The organism is Brevundimonas sp., assembly GCF_046295075.1.
Lineage (GTDB): Bacteria > Pseudomonadota > Alphaproteobacteria > Caulobacterales > Caulobacteraceae > Brevundimonas.
Map to the genome: position 1 here is coordinate 17,525 of NZ_JBKBOC010000015.1, position 14,440 is coordinate 31,964.

At 67.3% G+C, this 14,440-nt stretch carries 14 protein-coding genes; 7 read left to right on the forward strand and 7 right to left on the reverse strand.

Annotated elements, in window-relative coordinates; all coding sequences use genetic code 11:
• Positions 1-2 precede the first annotated feature (2 nt).
• The 3 genes from ACK4MH_RS11850 to ACK4MH_RS11860 form a co-directional block, all read right to left on the reverse strand.
• Positions 3-1,787: an IlvD/Edd family dehydratase gene (locus ACK4MH_RS11850; protein WP_409718583.1), complete on the reverse strand. Its 1,785-nt coding sequence runs from the start codon at positions 1,785-1,787 to the stop codon at positions 3-5.
• A gap of 74 nt (positions 1,788-1,861) precedes the next feature.
• Entirely contained in the window at positions 1,862-2,611 is a 750-nt protein-coding gene (locus tag ACK4MH_RS11855) for an SDR family NAD(P)-dependent oxidoreductase (protein WP_409718586.1), read from the reverse strand.
• Positions 2,612-2,707: 96 nt separating this feature from the next.
• Positions 2,708-3,481, reverse strand: coding sequence for an IclR family transcriptional regulator (locus ACK4MH_RS11860; protein ID WP_409718589.1), 774 nt, complete (start codon positions 3,479-3,481; stop codon positions 2,708-2,710).
• A gap of 185 nt (positions 3,482-3,666) precedes the next feature.
• On the opposite strand from ACK4MH_RS11860, the gene ACK4MH_RS11865 reads away from it, so the two are divergent.
• The 3 genes from ACK4MH_RS11865 to ACK4MH_RS11875 are packed head-to-tail and all read left to right on the forward strand — an operon-like array spanning position 3,667 to position 6,753.
• The gene (locus ACK4MH_RS11865) at positions 3,667-5,241 is read left to right on the forward strand and encodes a sodium/sugar symporter (RefSeq protein ID WP_409718591.1); all 1,575 of its coding nucleotides are present in this window, start codon (positions 3,667-3,669) and stop codon (positions 5,239-5,241) included.
• Between the two features lies 1 nt (position 5,242).
• Positions 5,243-6,130, forward strand: coding sequence for a 2-dehydro-3-deoxygalactonokinase (locus ACK4MH_RS11870; protein WP_409718594.1), 888 nt, complete (start codon positions 5,243-5,245; stop codon positions 6,128-6,130).
• The gene (locus ACK4MH_RS11875; protein WP_409718597.1) at positions 6,127-6,753 is read left to right on the forward strand and encodes a 2-dehydro-3-deoxy-6-phosphogalactonate aldolase; all 627 of its coding nucleotides are present in this window, start codon (positions 6,127-6,129) and stop codon (positions 6,751-6,753) included. Before ACK4MH_RS11870 ends, ACK4MH_RS11875 begins: the two co-directional genes overlap by 4 nt.
• A 347-nt stretch (positions 6,754-7,100) precedes the next feature.
• On the opposite strand, the gene ACK4MH_RS11880 is transcribed toward ACK4MH_RS11875, so the two are convergent.
• Genes ACK4MH_RS11880 through ACK4MH_RS11890 form a run of 3 tightly spaced genes read right to left on the reverse strand, consistent with a single transcriptional unit; the run spans position 7,101 to position 9,363 of the window.
• Positions 7,101-7,694: a GNAT family N-acetyltransferase gene (locus ACK4MH_RS11880; RefSeq protein ID WP_409718740.1), complete on the reverse strand. Its 594-nt coding sequence runs from the start codon at positions 7,692-7,694 to the stop codon at positions 7,101-7,103.
• Entirely contained in the window at positions 7,694-8,800 is a 1,107-nt protein-coding gene (gene aroB, locus ACK4MH_RS11885; protein WP_409718600.1) for a 3-dehydroquinate synthase, read from the reverse strand. Before aroB ends, ACK4MH_RS11880 begins: the two co-directional genes overlap by 1 nt.
• Entirely contained in the window at positions 8,797-9,363 is a 567-nt protein-coding gene (locus tag ACK4MH_RS11890) for a shikimate kinase (protein WP_135195364.1), read from the reverse strand. The genes aroB and ACK4MH_RS11890 overlap by 4 nt, the downstream gene beginning before the upstream one ends.
• Positions 9,364-9,488: 125 nt before the next feature.
• Here ACK4MH_RS11890 and ACK4MH_RS11895 point away from each other — a divergent pair, with 125 nt between their 5' ends.
• The 4 genes from ACK4MH_RS11895 (at position 9,489) to ACK4MH_RS11910 (ending at position 12,596) form a co-directional block, all read left to right on the forward strand.
• Positions 9,489-10,409, forward strand: a complete 921-nt coding sequence (locus ACK4MH_RS11895) for a site-specific tyrosine recombinase XerD (RefSeq protein ID WP_409718604.1) — start codon at positions 9,489-9,491, stop codon at positions 10,407-10,409.
• Between the two features lie 90 nt (positions 10,410-10,499).
• Entirely contained in the window at positions 10,500-11,447 is a 948-nt protein-coding gene (locus ACK4MH_RS11900; RefSeq protein WP_159844693.1) for an acetyl-CoA carboxylase carboxyltransferase subunit alpha, read from the forward strand.
• Between the two features lie 121 nt (positions 11,448-11,568).
• Positions 11,569-12,120 carry a response regulator gene (locus tag ACK4MH_RS11905; RefSeq protein ID WP_159844698.1) on the forward strand — a complete coding sequence of 184 codons (552 nt, stop codon included), beginning with the start codon at positions 11,569-11,571 and terminating at the stop codon, positions 12,118-12,120.
• Positions 12,117-12,596, forward strand: coding sequence for a chemotaxis protein CheE (locus tag ACK4MH_RS11910; protein ID WP_409718608.1), 480 nt, complete (start codon positions 12,117-12,119; stop codon positions 12,594-12,596). The genes ACK4MH_RS11905 and ACK4MH_RS11910 overlap by 4 nt, the downstream gene beginning before the upstream one ends.
• On the opposite strand, the gene ACK4MH_RS11915 is transcribed toward ACK4MH_RS11910, so the two are convergent.
• On the reverse strand, positions 12,581-14,431 hold the full coding sequence (locus ACK4MH_RS11915; RefSeq protein ID WP_409718611.1) for an ABCB family ABC transporter ATP-binding protein/permease: 1,851 nt from the start codon (positions 14,429-14,431) through the stop codon (positions 12,581-12,583). The two genes, ACK4MH_RS11910 and ACK4MH_RS11915, sit on opposite strands and share 16 nt — an antisense overlap.
• Between the last annotated feature and the right edge of the window lie 9 nt (positions 14,432-14,440).

Sequence of the window (14,440 nt, forward strand, 5' to 3'; positions counted from 1 at the left end):
GGTCAGTGGTTGTCGCGCGGCAGGCCGAACTGGTCGATGATGCGGTGGTATTTGATGGCCGGTTCCAGCACGGCGCCGGTTTCGAGCTGTCCGACGACGGCCCGCTGCATCTCCTGCCACGGGGTCTGGGAGGCGGGGTATTTGTAGCCGCCTGCGGCCTCGAACGCCTTGCGCCGCTCGGCCAGTTCCTCGTCGGAGATCAGGATGTCGGCCCGGCCGGTGTTCAGGTCTATGCGGACCCGGTCGCCGGTCTTCAGCAGGGCGATGTTGCCGCCCGCCGCCGCCTCGGGCGAAGCGTTGAGGATCGAAGGCGAGCCGGAGGTGCCCGACTGACGACCGTCGCCGATACAGGCCAGGGCGCTGACGCCCTTCTTGATCAGGTAGGACGGCGGCCGCATGTTCACGACCTCGGCCGCGCCGGGATAACCGATGGGGCCCGCGCCGCGCATGAACAGCAGGGTCTGTTCGGTGATGCCCAGGCTCTCGTCGTCGATGCGGTTGTGATAGTCCTCGGGCCCGTCGAAGACGACGGCCGGGCCTTCGAAGGCGTTCAGGTCGTCGGGGTTTGACAGATAGCGTTCGCGGAACTCCGGGCTGATCACGCTCAGCTTCATGATGGCCGAGTTGAACAAGTTGCCGGTGAAGACGACGAAGCCGGCGTCGGTCTTCATGGGGGCGTCGAAGGTCTTGATGACGTCGGGCAGGACGATCTCGGCCCCACGACAGTTGTCGCCGATGGACTTGCCGGTGACGGTCAGGGCGTCTTCGTTGATCAGTCCCTGTTTCATCAGCTCGGCCATGACGGCCGGCACGCCGCCGGCGTGGAAATAGTCCTCGCCCAGATAGTCGCCGGCGGGCTGAAGATTGACCAGCAGCGGCACATGCAGCCCTTGCGTCTGCCAGTCCTGCAGCGGCACATCGACGTGGGCGTGGCGAGCGAGGGCCGTCAGGTGGATCGGGGCGTTGGTCGAGCCGCCGATGGCCGAGTTGACGACGATGGCGTTGTGGAAGGCTTCCTTGGTCAGGATGTCGGACGGCTTCAGATCCTCGCGCACCATCTCCACGATGCGCAGGCCGGTCTGATAGGCGACCTGGGCGCGCTCGCGATACGGCGCCGGAATGGCGGCCGAGCCAGGCAGCGACATGCCCAGGGCCTCGGCCAGGGAGTTCATCGTCGTCGCCGTGCCCATGGTGTTGCAGTAGCCGACCGAAGGCGCCGACGAGGCCACCAGTTCGATGAAGCCGTCATAGTCGATCTCTCCGGCCGCCATCATCTGGCGCGCCTTCCAGATGATCGTGCCCGAGCCCGTGCGCTCGCCCTTGTGCCAGCCGTTCAGCATCGGACCGACCGACAGGGCGATGGCGGGGATGTCCACGGTGGCGGCGGCCATCAGACAGGCCGGCGTGGTCTTGTCGCAGCCGATGGTCAGGACGACGCCGTCCAGCGGATAGCCGTAAAGGCTCTCGACCAGACCCAGATAGGCCAGGTTGCGGTCCAAGCCGGCCGTCGGGCGCTTGCCGGTTTCCTGGATCGGATGGACCGGGAATTCCATGGCGATGCCGCCCGCCTCGCGGATGCCCTCGCGCACCCGTTCGGCCAGCACCAGGTGGTGGCGGTTGCACGGCGACAGGTCCGAGCCGGTCTGGGCGATGCCGATGATCGGCTTGTCCGACTGCAGCTCTTTGCGCGTCAGGCCGTAGTTCAGGTAGCGCTCCAGATACAGCGCCGTCATGTCCGGGTTTTCCGGGTTGTCGAACCAGGCGCGGCTGCGGAGGGTCTTGGTCATTGATCAGGTTCTCGGGCCGCGAAGACGATGCAGCATATAATATTACAAATGGTCCGTTGTAGTTCAACCCGAGATCAGGTCCAACCACCGTCGACGACATAGTGTTGATTGGTGATCGCCCCGGCTTCGTCCGAGCACATAAAGACGACCACCTTGGCGATGTCGTCGGGCACGAGCCGGCGCTTGAGACACTGGTTTTCATTGATGTATTTGTCGGTTTCCGGCGTGACCCACAGCGCCAGCTGGCGCTCGGTCATGATCCAGCCCGGCGCCACCGCGTTCACGCGGATGCCGAAGGGGCCGAAGTCGCGGGCCAGCGAGCGGGTCAGGCCGATCACCGCCGACTTGGACGCCGTATAGGCGGCCATGCCGCCCTGGCCGATGACCCAGGAGGTCGAACCCAGGTTGACGATCGCGCCCTTGCCCGTCGCCTGCATGTCCGGCAGCACGGCCTGGGCGGCGAAGAACTGGTGCTTCAGGTTCACGGCCATGCGGCCGTCCCAGTAGTCTTCGGTCACCTCCAGCGTGGCGTGACGCTCGTCATGAGCGGCGTTGTTGACCAGGACGTCGATGGGGCCGAAGACGTCGCGCACCGTGACGATAGCCGCCTTCAGGGCGGAAATATCGGTCAGGTCGCAGGCGACGAACCGCGTCCCACCCCCCAGTTCGGCCTGTAGTTTCTTCCCGCGCGCGGTGTCGATGTCCAGAAAGCCAACCTTGGCGCCTTGAGCATGAAAGGCTCGGACGATGCTCTCGCCTATGCCGCCCGCGCCGCCTGTGACGACGACTGTCCTACCTTTGAGGTCCGAATAGATGGCGGCCATGGACAAGCGCTTTCCCGACGACAAACGACCGTCTGCGCGGCCTCACGCCTTTTCACAAATGAAAACTGTTGCCGTCAACAAAAATATCTTCGTCGCTCAGGCTTGGGAGACAGCGCCCATCTGATCCGAGATGATCGCAGCGGTTCGCACCAACAGCGTCGTCGCCTCGTCCTTTGTGCAGGCCATCGGCGCCTGTTCGATAAATGGTGTGATCAGGGTGGCGATGACGCCGTCCGACCCCATGATCGGGGCTACCAGGTCCGTGACGCCCTTTACGAAATCGCTGGCCCGCTCGACGTAATCGCCCTGGGTCATCGCCAGAGCGCGTTGAGCAAACGCCTCCACCTCCGACCGGCTGAACTGCGCGGCCAGCGTCTCGTGCAGATGGGCCCGCGCCCGCTCGTTGGCCCGCGAATAGAACATCAGGCCCGAGGTCGCGTGCAGGATGCTGCGCCGATAGCCGATCCGCACCGAATAGCCGAGGTCGCCTGGGCTCTCGATCCGGGCGATGACCACGATCTGGTCGCCCGACGGCACGACGAGATGACAGGATTGCATGGTGCTGGACGCCAGATCCCGCATCGCCGGCATGGCCACATCCACCAGCGACTTGATCGGCGCCTGGGTCATGCCCAGGGTGAACAGGCGGTTGGTCAGGCGATAGCCGTCCGACGACTGTTCGATATAGCCCCGAAACTCCAGCACCTGGATCATGCGGAACAGTTCGCTGACCGACCGGCCCAGGGTGACCGACATCTGCGACGGGGTCATCGCCTCGCCCTGGGACGACAGCAGCTCCAGAACGTCCAGACCCTTTTCGAGGGCGGGGGCGCGATATTTGCGGTCGTCGGTCGAATCTTGGTCGGTCATGAAAATCCTGTGGCGTGGTCCATAGGCGAACGGCGGCGCTCGCTCGGCAAACCTGCGTCTCTGGCCAGACTACATTATCGCGGGTGAAATCGCTACGCACATATAAAAAGCCGTTGCGGCAGACTGACGCCTAACCTAGGCTTCTGCCCGAGCCCGAACCAAAGGGCCATGTGGGGGAATGCACCATGTCGCTTGCGGGCATCGATCTGGCGATCCTGGCGATCTACGCCGTCTTCATCTTCGGCCTGGCCCAGTGGGTCTCGCGCACCAAGAAGGGGGAGCAGAAGACCTCCACCGACTATTTCATGGCGTCCAAGAGCCTGCCCTGGTGGGCCATCGGCGCCTCACTGATCGCGGCAAATATCTCCGCCGAACAGATCATCGGCATGAGCGGCTCGGGCTATGTGATCGGCCTGGGCATCGCGTCGTACGAATGGATGGCGGCGCTGACCCTACTGATCGTGGGCAAGTTCTTCCTGCCGATCTTCCTGCGCAACGAGATCGTGACCATGCCGCAGTTCCTGCAGCAGCGGTACGGGCCGACGATCCGCAACGTGATGGCCGTCTTCTGGCTGCTGCTCTACGTCTTCGTCAACGTGACCTCGATCCTGTGGCTGGGCGCCATCGCCGTCCACACCGTGACCGGCTTCAACCAGGATTACGCCATCGTCGCCATCGGCGTCTTCGCCCTGGCCTACCAGCTGTGGGGCGGGCTGAAGGCCGTGGCCCTGACCGACATCGTCCAAGTGGCGCTGCTGGTCTGCGGCGGATTGATCATCGGCTTCATCGCCCTGTCGACCATCGGCGGCGCAGGCGGCGCAATCGCCGGCTTCCAGACCCTGCTGACCCAGTTCCCCGACAAGTTCGACATGATCCTGTCCAAGGACAGCCCCCATTATCAGGAACTGCCGGGCATCGCCGTGCTGCTGGGCGGGCTTTGGGTCATGAACATCAGCTACTGGGGCTTCAACCAGTACATCATCCAACGCGCCCTGGCCGCCAAGTCGCTGCCGGAAGCGCAAAAGGGCATCGCCTTCGCCGCCTATCTGAAGCTGCTGATGCCGGTGATCGTGGTGCTGCCGGGCATGGCGGCCCTGATCCTGGCCCCGAACCTGTCGGCGCCGGACCAAGCCTATCCGACCATGATGAACCTGCTTCCGGTGGGCCTGAAGGGCCTGGTGTTCGCAGCCCTGATCGCCGCCATAATCGCCTCGCTGGCGTCCAAGGTGAACTCGATCTCGACCATCTTCACCCTGGACCTCTACGCCAAGATCAAGAAGGACACGCCCGAGCATCAGCTGGTCACGGTCGGCCGCATCGCCGCCGTCGTCGCCGTGATCATCGGCATCCTGACGGCCCGCCCGCTGCTGGGCGGGTTCGATCAGGCCTTCCAGTTCATCCAGGAATTCACCGGCTTCTTCACCCCCGGCATCGTCGTCATCTTCATGCTGGGCCTGTTCTGGAAGCGCGCATCGGAAGCGGGCGCCCTGACCGCCGCCATCGGCTCGGTGGTTCTGTCGGCCGTCTTCTGGTGGCTGCAGGAAACCGGTCAGTTCATCTTCCCCTTCATGAACCGGGTCGCGGTCGTCTTCGTCGTCTCGCTGATCGCCGCAGTGATCGTGTCCCTGCTGGTCCCGGCCAAGCCCGACGCCATGAAGATCAAACTGGACAAGATCAGCTACAAGACCTCGCTGGGCTTCAACCTGGCCGGGGTCGGCGTGATCGCCTTCCTGATCCTGGTCTATTGGATCTGGTGGTGAGGTGAGCGGTACGCGCCTGATCGGTGTCGACTGGGGCACCAGCAATCTGCGCGTCATGCGGATCGCCGAGGGCGGCGCGGTGCTCGACAGCCGTTCCGACCCGCGCGGCGCAGGCGGTCTGGCGCCGGATCAGTTTCACGGCGTGCTTAAGAAGGTCGCCGGCGACTGGTTGGCCCAAGGCCTGCCCGTCCTGGTCAGCGGCATGGCCGGCGCGCGCGGCCGGTGGCGCGAGATGGCCTATCTGCCCTGCCCGGCCGGCGTCGCGGACCTGGCGAGCGCCGTGGCCAGTCCTTACGATGCGCCCCACGTCCGCATCGTGCCCGGCGTCGCCGTGTTCGAGAACGGCTTTTTACAGGACGTGGTGCGCGGCGAAGAGACCCAGGCCTTCGGCCTGGACGCCCCGGACGATGCTGTGGTCGTCGCCCCCGGCACCCACAGCAAATGGATCCGTACCGCAGGCGGCCAAATCACGGGCTTTAGGACCTTCATGACCGGCGAACTGTTCGCCGCCATCCGCACGGGCACGATCCTGGGCGCCGACATGGGCGACCCCGGTGTGGACGACGAGGCGTTCGCGGCTGGCGTGGGCCGGGCCTTGCGCGATCCTGCCGTCACCGCCGCCCTGTTCTCGGTGCGGGTCGAGGGCCTGGCGGGACGCCTTTCGCCGCCCTCGGCAGCTGACTATCTCTCAGGTCTGCTGATCGGGGCCGAGGTCGCGGCCCAGGTCGACGCCAACCACCGCCCCGTCATCCTGATCGGCGCCGAGGCGCTGTGCCGCCGCTATGCCGCCGCCCTGGCGCTGGGCGGTTTCCACGACGTTCGCATCGCGGACGGCGCCGCCGCCACGGCCAGAGGTCTGTGGCGCATTCACGAGGCCGTATCCCGATGATCCCAGTTTCCATCGAAAGCCTGGACGCCCTGCCCCTGATCGCCATCCTGCGCGGGCTGACGCCGGACGAAGCCGTGGATGTGGGCGAGGCCATCGTCGCCGCCGGCTTCCGCTGCCTGGAAGTGCCGCTGAACTCGCCGGAGCCGCTTGAGAGCATCCGCCGCCTGCGCCAGGCGCTGGACGGCCGCGCCCTGGTCGGGGCGGGCACGGTGCTGAACGTCGCGGCGGCCCGCGAGGTCGCAGCGGCCGGTGGCCAGCTGATCATCTCGCCCAACACCGACACCGACGTGATCCGCGAGACCAAGACCCTGGGCCTGCTGTCCCTGCCCGGCTTCTTCACCCCGTCCGAAGCCTTCGCCGCCCTGGACGCCGGCGCCGATGCGTTGAAACTGTTTCCCGCCGAGATCGCCGGTCCGAAGGGATTGAAGGCCGTTCGCGCCGTCCTGCCCGCCGCCACGCGCGTCTATCCGGTCGGCGGCGTCGATCCCGACAGCATGGCCGCCTGGCTAAGCGCCGGCGCCTCGGGATTCGGTATCGGTTCGGCCGTCTTCAAGCCGGGCCAGACCGCCGATCAGGTCGGTCGCCAGGCGAAGGCATTTGTACAGGCTTGGCGCGCCGCCTAGGTAGTTTGCAGGTCAAACGGAAGCCAATTCCGAGGCCCCCACCGGCGCCAAGCCCTTCGCAATGATCCGCGAGCCCGCCGCAGTGGGGTGGATGCCATCAGCTTGATTGTAGCGCCGATCCAGCGCAACGCCTTCTAGCAGGAAGGGATAGGCGGGCACGTTTTCCTGGCGCGCCAGATCGACGAAAATCCGGTCGAACTCGGCGGCGTAGCGCCAGCGCCTACATCTCGGCCAGCAGCACCAAAATCGCGGGCCTTCAGCTCCTCTTGAGGATAGACTTCAGGTTGATAAGGACTGTCGTGCGATCGATGCCCTGTCCGAGGGAAGCCTTTTTTTGAAAGCGCTGCCTAATCGGCCCCGAATGCTGCCAGCCTTCGATCCAGCCTGTTGCGCACCTCGGGCCAATCGTCGTCGATCACGGCGAACATCGCCGTGTCACGCGCCCGGCCGGTCCAGGTGATCTTGTGCTTGCGCAGGACGCCTTCCGCCTTGGCGCCCAGCTTCAGGATGGCGGCCTGGCTCCGGGCGTTGACGGCGTCGGTGATGATCTCGACCCGCACCGCGCCTGCGTCGAAGGCTTGGCCCAGCAACAGCCGCTTGCACGCAGGATTGATCGCACCGCCCCGCGCCTGCGGCCGATAGAAGGTCGAGCCGATCTCGCAGCGGCGATAGGCCGGGTTGATCTCGTACAGGCTGGTCGTGCCGACGACGACGCCGTCGGACCGCCGCCGCACCGCATAGGCGATCCGTGTCCCCGCCTGCATCGCCGCCATGGCGCTGTCCCACCAGCCGTCGAAATGCGCGCCATAGGCCGGCGCCACCATGATGTCCCAGGCGGCGGCGTCGCAATCGAGCGCCGTCCGCACCTCGGCCTTCAGCCCGTCCTCGAACGGCTCCAGCCGCACGAACCGGTCCTCCAGCGGGACCGTGGCGATCCGCATCACGCCGTCGCCCCTTCCTCCATCAGGAAGACCCTGACCTTGTCCGCATCCACGCCCTTGGCCACGAAGGCCTGGCCGATGCCGCGCGCCAGGATCAGGGTCAACGCCCCGCCCTCGGCCTTTTTGTCCCCGGCCATCAGGGCCAGCAGCCGGTCGGCTGTGAACGACCCCGTTTGCGTCAGGCGTGTCGGCAGCCCCGCCGCCGCGACCACCGTCTCGACCCGTTCCACGTCGGCGGCCGAACACAGCCCCTCGCGCGCCGAATACCGGAAGGCCATGCAGCAGCCCAGGGCCACCGCCTCGCCGTGCGCCAGCGCGCCTTCGTCGAAGCCGACCTCCGTCTCGATCGCATGGCCGAAGGTGTGGCCCAGGTTCAGCAGGGCGCGTCGCCCCGCCTCCTTCTCGTCCTCGCCAACCACCGCGCTCTTGATCTCGACCGAGCGGATCACCGCCCGTTCCAGCGCCGTCGGATCGCCCGCCGCGCCCGCCGCGCCCTCGCCTGCCAACCAATCGAAGAATGCCGCGTCGCAGATCAGCCCGTGCTTCAGCACCTCGGCCCAGCCGGACTTCACCTGCCGCGCCGGCAGGGTCGCCAGCACGTCGATGTCGGCCAGGACCAGACGCGGCTGATGGAAGGCGCCGACCAGGTTCTTGCCCCGCGGCGTGTCGATGGCCGTCTTGCCACCGACGGACGAGTCCACCTGGGCCAGCAGGGTCGTGGGGATCTGCACGAAGTCGATGCCGCGCATGAACAGCGCCGCCGCCAGACCTGCGAGGTCACCCACGACGCCGCCGCCCAAGGCGATCACCACATCCTTGCGGTCCAGCCCGATCTCCAGCAGCCGGTCCAGCACCCGCTCCAGCTCGGTGAAGGACTTGGAGCTCTCGCCCGCCGGCACGGCCACAATCTCGCTTTTGACGCCCGCCGCCGTCAGCGACGCCGTCAAGGCCTCGGCATGGATGCCCGCCACCGTCTCGTCGGTGACGATGACCGTCCGCCCCTTGGCCAGCGGCGCGATATGCGCACCCGCCCGAGCCAGCAGGCCACGTCCCACCACCACATCATAGGCCGCAAAGGCCCCGCCGCTGACCGGAATGATCGTCACGTCTTCGTCTCCGCGCGCCGTCTGTGGCGCCAGTGCCGCCGCAGGTTCTTGTGAATGGCGTCCACCGCCTGGCCGTGCGAGCCCTGCCCGACGTCCACCGTCACGTCGGCCTCGCCATAGATCGGATAGCGTGCCTCGGCCAAGGTCGTCAGCACCTCCAGCGGGTCCTTGCCCCGCAGCAAGGGGCGCGTGTCGCGCCGCGCCACCCGTTCCGCGATCACCGCCAGATCGGCCCGGAGCCACACCGTGTCGGACCGCGCCTTCAGCAGGGCGCGCGTCTCTGGGTTCATCATCGCCCCGCCGCCGGTGGCCAGCACGATGGGCGGCCCTTCCAGCAGACGTCGGATCACCCTCGCTTCGCCCGCCCGGAACTCGGCCTCGCCCAGGGCGGCGAAGATTTCCGACACCGTCATCCCGGCGGCCGATTCGATCTCCACGTCCCCATCGGCGAACGGCAGTTTCAACCGATTGGCCAGCCGGCGCCCCACAGACGATTTACCCACCCCCATCAGCCCGACCAGGGCTATGGTGCGGGTCGGTCCCGGATTCGCGCGCCGCCTCATCCGGCGGCTCCGGCGGAACGGTCGGTCGAAAGGACGGCGAAGGCGGCGACGCAGGCAGGCATGATCGATCAAACCTCTACACCAAGCCCGCCCGCACGCCATCCGTTCGAAGGACGGACGGTGCGATGACGCCCCAGATCGAGGCCTTTCTGGAGATGATGGCGGTCGAACGTGACGCCTCGCCCCATACCCTGTCCGCCTATGGCCGCGATCTTGCCGACGCCGAGACGGCGCTGTCGGACGCCGGCGGTCTGATGAAGGCCGACGCCGAGGCGGTCGAGGCCTGGTTCGCCGACCTGTCACGGCGCGGCCTGTCCGCCGCCACCGCCGCGCGCCGCCGGTCCTCCGCGCGTCAGTTCTATCGCTTCGCCCTGGCCGAGGGCTGGCGCACCGACGACCCGTCGCGCCGCCTCGACGCGCCGAAACAGGGCCGGTCCCTGCCGAAGGTGCTGAGCCGCGACGAGATCGACGCCTTGCTGGCCGCCGCCGCCGCCCGCGACGCCGCAGGAGGGCTGCGCCTGGTGGCGCTGGTCGAGATGGCCTACGCCTCGGGCCTGCGCGTCTCGGAACTGCTGGGGCTCAAGGTCGAGGCCATACGCCGCGACCCCGCCTATCTGATCGTGCGCGGCAAGGGCGGCAAGGAACGCCTCGCGCCTCTGAACACCGCCGCCCGCGAGGCCATCAAGGCCTGGCTGACGGCCCGCGACGCAAAGCTCAAGGGCAAAGTTGGGCGAAAGCCCGAGGCGCCCGACAGTCCCTGGCTGTTCCCCTCTTCAGGCCGCACCGGCCACCTGACCCCGCGCCGCTTCGCCCAACTGCTGGACGAGGCGGCGCTGGTCGCCGGCATCGACCCGGCTCGCGTCAGCCCCCACGTCCTGCGTCACGCCTTCGCCACCCACCTGCTCGAAGGCGGCGCCGACCTGCGTGTCGTCCAGACCCTGCTGGGCCACGCCGACATCGCCACCACCCAGATCTACACCCACGTCGCCACCGACCGCCTGGCCCAGGTCGTCCAGCAAAACCACCCCTTGGCGCGCGACGACTGAACCGCCGCTTGCCCGGCGGCGTTGACCTCTCTAGGTTCCCCCGCCTTCCCTAAGGGCGCTCTTGCCCGCTCGCAATTCCCGGACGCCTTGATGGCCACGCACTATCTCGACTTCGAAAAGCCGATCGCCGATCTGGAAGCAAAGATCGAGGAGCTGTCGCTGCTGTCCGACGCCTCGGGCGATTTCGACAATGAGATCGAGGGCCTGCGCAAGAAGGCCGAGCAGCTGCGAAAGAAGACCTACGCCGGTCTGGATCCCTGGATGAAGACCCAGGTCGCGCGCCATCCGCAGCGTCCGCACTTCATCGACTATGTCCAGAGCCTGTTCACCGACTGGAACGAGCTGCACGGCGACCGTCAGTTCGGCGACGACCAGGCCATCCTGGGCGGCCTGGCCCGTTTCCGGGGCCGTCCGGTCGTGATCATGGGCCATGAAAAGGGCCACGACACCGCCACCCGTATCACCCACAACTTCGGCATGGCCCGGCCCGAGGGCTATCGCAAGGCCGTGCGCCTGATGGACATGGCCGAGCAGTTCGGCCTGCCGGTCCTCAGCTTCATCGACACGGCCGGCGCCTATCCGGGCCTGGGCGCCGAGGAGCGCGGCCAGGCCGAGGCCATCGCCCGTTCGACCGAGCGCTGCCTGACCCTGGGCGTGCCCTCCATCGCCACCATCACCGGCGAAGGCGGCTCGGGCGGCGCCATCGCCATCGCGGCGGCCAGCCGCGTGCTTATGCTGGAGCATTCGATCTATTCGGTCATCTCGCCCGAGGGCGCGGCCGGCATCCTTTGGCGCGACGGCGCACGGGCCAGGGACGCGGCCATGGCCATGAAGATCACCGGCCCGGACCTGATGGGCCTGAAGATCGTGGATCGCCTGATCGAGGAGCCGGTCGGCGGCGCCCACACCGATCGCGACGCCGCCATGGCCAATGTCGGCGACGTGCTGGCCGAAGAGCTGAAGGGTTTCGAGGGCCTGTCGCCCCAGCAGATCAAGAAGCGCCGCGCCGACCGCTTCTACGCCATCGGCGCGCTGTAACAGAACAGCGTTAACGCAGCGTCCACCATCGTCTGCCAACCTTGGCCTTTATCGAGGGGCTTCGGGGTTTGCGACCGGCCATGATCATGACGACGGCGGGACAGACCGAGGCCTTCGCGACATGAGCGGCGGCGAATCCCTGCGCGAAAGCGCTGTCTTCAACCTGGGCGGCGCGATCACGATGATCGTCGACGATTCGCCCTTCTCGTTGACGCTGACGTCCAACGCCCTGACCGGGTTCGGCATCCGCCCGGCCTTCGCCTGCGGCACGGGAACCCAGGCCAAGAAGCTGCTGACCGACAAGCCCATCGACCTACTGGTCGTGGACACCGACATGCCCGACATCGACGGGTTCGAGCTGGTGCGCTGGCTGCGCCGGTCGGGCCCCAATCCCAACGCCTTTACCCCCGTCATCATGACCGCCAGCCACATCCGGCGCGGGCGTGTGGCCGAGGCTCGGGACTGCGGCGCCAACTTCGTCGTCACCAAGCCGTTCAGCCCCGCCATGCTGCTGGAGCGCATCCTGTGGGTCGCGCGCGACAGTCGACCCTTCCTGGAGGTCGGCGATTACCTGGGACCGGACCGCCGCTTCCGACACAGCGGCTATGAGGGCGTCGAACGCCGGGCCGACATGCTGCGCAAGGCCAATGCGATGGAGAGCCTGGCCCTATGACCGTCATCACCCACACCCAGCGAAAGTCGCGCCTATCCGAAATGCTGGATCGCCCCGGCGGCGTCAGCGTCGGCGTCGCCCTGGCCCAGGCCAGGGCCAATCTGGACGCCTTGCAGGATCAGGCCCGCGCCATCATCGCCGACAATATCGCCGTCCTGCTGGCCAAACCCGAGCCCGGCCTGATCGAACCGATGCGGCTGGACTTGGCCTATTCCGCGGCCAGCCAGATCATCGACGCGGCCAGCCCATTCGCGATGGACGATCTGTGCACCGCGGCCAAGGGCCTGTGCGACCTGCTGGACGCCGCGCCGCGCCAGGGCGGATTCGACTGGCGCATCGCCACAGTTCACGCCCAGGCGATGAAGGTGCTGCTGTCCCTGCCGCCCGAGGAACAGGCCGCGCGAACGGCCATCCTGACCAATCTGCACGAAGTCCTGCGCAAGAAGCTGCCCGCTAGCGATCAGTCCGCGATCTGAGGCGTCTTTCCGGCGCGCGTCTGCTTGCGCCACAGGGCGGCGTATTCCCCACCCTGGCGCGCTACCAGCTCATGGTGCCCGCCGCGCTCGACGATCCGCCCGGCTTTCAGCACCAGGATCTGATCCGCATCCGCCACGGTCGACAGCCTGTGCGCCACCACCAGGGTCGTGCGGCCGTGACGCGCCTTCTGCAGGGTCTTCTGGATCGCCGCCTCGGTGCGGCTGTCCAGGGCGCTGGTCGCCTCGTCCAGGATCAGGATGCAGGGATCGGCCAGCAGGGCGCGGGCGATGCCGACACGCTGACGCTCGCCGCCGGACAGCTTCAGGCCCCGTTCTCCGACCTTGGTCTCCATCCCGTCCGGCAGGCCGCGAATGAAGTCGGCCAGTTCCGCCGCTTCGGCCGCCGCCCACACCTGGGCCGCGTCGGCTTCGGGTCGCGCGAAGGCGATATTGGCGCCCAGGGTGTCGTTGAACAGCGCCACATCCTGCGGCACCAGGGCCACCGCCGCACGCAACGACGCCTGCGTCACCTGACGCGCATCGTGACCGTCGATCAGCACGCGCCCTTCCTGCGGATCCAGCAGCCGCAACGCCAGTTTGACGATAGTGGACTTGCCCGAACCGGAGGGACCGACCAGCGCGGTCGTCGTGCCGGGCGCCGCAAAGAAGCTGACGTCCTCCAGCCCGCTTGCCCGCGCGTCGTGGCGGAAGCCGACGTTTTCGAACCGGACGGACGCGCCGCGCGCATCGACCGGACGCGGCAGGGCCAGCGCATTGGAGGCGTCTGCGACCTGGGGCGTCTGACGCGTCACCTTCAGCATCTCCTCCATGTCAATGAAGGACTGGCGGATTTCCCGATAGGCGAAACCCAGGATGTTCAGCGGCGCATATAGCGAGATCATGATCAGCACGGCCGCCGTCACGTCCCCCGGCCCCATCCGCCCGGCCGCCGCCTCGAACCCGGCCATCACCGCCATGACGCCCAGCCCCAGGTTCATCACCAGGGCCTGCATCCCGTTCAGCATGGCCAGCGAGCTGTTGGCCTTCAGCGACGCCTCGGCATAGTCGCCCAGCGCCCGGTCATAGGTCTGTGCCGCACGCGTCTCGGCGCCGAACGACTTGACCGTCTCATAGTTCAGCAGGGCGTCGACCGAGACGCCGGCGGCCTCGGAATCGGCCGCGTTCATGATCCGGCGATGCTCCAGCCGCCAGTTGGACATGGCGAAGGTGGCGGCGGTGTAGATGACCACCACGACTACCGCGACGGCCGCGAACCGCCAGTCGTATTTCGCGCCCAGCACACCCGCCGCCAGCACCAGCTCGACCCCGGTCGGGATCAGGTTGAAGGCCAGGATGCGCAGCAGGAAGTCCACCGCGCGGGATCCGCGATCCATCGTCCGTGACAGGGCGCCCGAGCGTTTGGTCTGGTGGAAATCCAGCGACAGGCTCAACGCATGAGCAAAGGCCTCGGCCGCCGTGGTGCGCTGGGCGGCGGCGCGCACGGGCGCGAACACCACGTCCGAAATCAAGGGAGAGGCGGCCGACAGGAACCGCACGAAGGTCCAGCCGATGGCGAAGGCTGCAAAGCCCAGACCGACGGCTGTCGCCGCGCCCTGCCCCGCCGCCAGCCGATTGACCGCCGCGCCCAGCACCAGCGGCGCCATCACGCCCAGCCCCTTGCCCGCCAGGGTCAACAGGATGGCGAAGATCAGCCTCAGTTTCAGGTGCGGCGCGCCCGAACGGGCGACCAGCCGCGCAAGGTCCGCCAACGCCGTCAGCGTCGGGGGTCCGTCCGTCTTGTCCTGTGTGCTCCCGGCCTGCTGCGCCTTGACCATCGGGTCACG

Excerpts from the sequence above, each read along its gene's own strand:
- ACK4MH_RS11850 (WP_409718583.1), bottom strand. The coding sequence starts at position 1,787 with ATGACCAAGACCCTCCGCAGCCGCGCCTGGTTCGACAACCCGGAAAAC.
- ACK4MH_RS11855 (WP_409718586.1), bottom strand. The coding sequence starts at position 2,611 with ATGGCCGCCATCTATTCGGACCTCAAAGGTAGGACAGTCGTCGTCACA.
- ACK4MH_RS11860 (WP_409718589.1), bottom strand. The coding sequence starts at position 3,481 with ATGACCGACCAAGATTCGACCGACGACCGCAAATATCGCGCCCCCGCC.
- ACK4MH_RS11865 (WP_409718591.1), top strand. The coding sequence starts at position 3,667 with ATGTCGCTTGCGGGCATCGATCTGGCGATCCTGGCGATCTACGCCGTC.
- ACK4MH_RS11875 (WP_409718597.1), top strand. The coding sequence starts at position 6,127 with ATGATCCCAGTTTCCATCGAAAGCCTGGACGCCCTGCCCCTGATCGCC.
- ACK4MH_RS11880 (WP_409718740.1), bottom strand. The coding sequence starts at position 7,694 with ATGCGGATCGCCACGGTCCCGCTGGAGGACCGGTTCGTGCGGCTGGAG.
- ACK4MH_RS11890 (WP_135195364.1), bottom strand. The coding sequence starts at position 9,363 with ATGAGGCGGCGCGCGAATCCGGGACCGACCCGCACCATAGCCCTGGTC.
- ACK4MH_RS11895 (WP_409718604.1), top strand. The coding sequence starts at position 9,489 with ATGACGCCCCAGATCGAGGCCTTTCTGGAGATGATGGCGGTCGAACGT.
- ACK4MH_RS11900 (WP_159844693.1), top strand. The coding sequence starts at position 10,500 with ATGGCCACGCACTATCTCGACTTCGAAAAGCCGATCGCCGATCTGGAA.
- ACK4MH_RS11905 (WP_159844698.1), top strand. The coding sequence starts at position 11,569 with ATGAGCGGCGGCGAATCCCTGCGCGAAAGCGCTGTCTTCAACCTGGGC.
- ACK4MH_RS11910 (WP_409718608.1), top strand. The coding sequence starts at position 12,117 with ATGACCGTCATCACCCACACCCAGCGAAAGTCGCGCCTATCCGAAATG.
- ACK4MH_RS11915 (WP_409718611.1), bottom strand. The coding sequence starts at position 14,431 with ATGGTCAAGGCGCAGCAGGCCGGGAGCACACAGGACAAGACGGACGGA.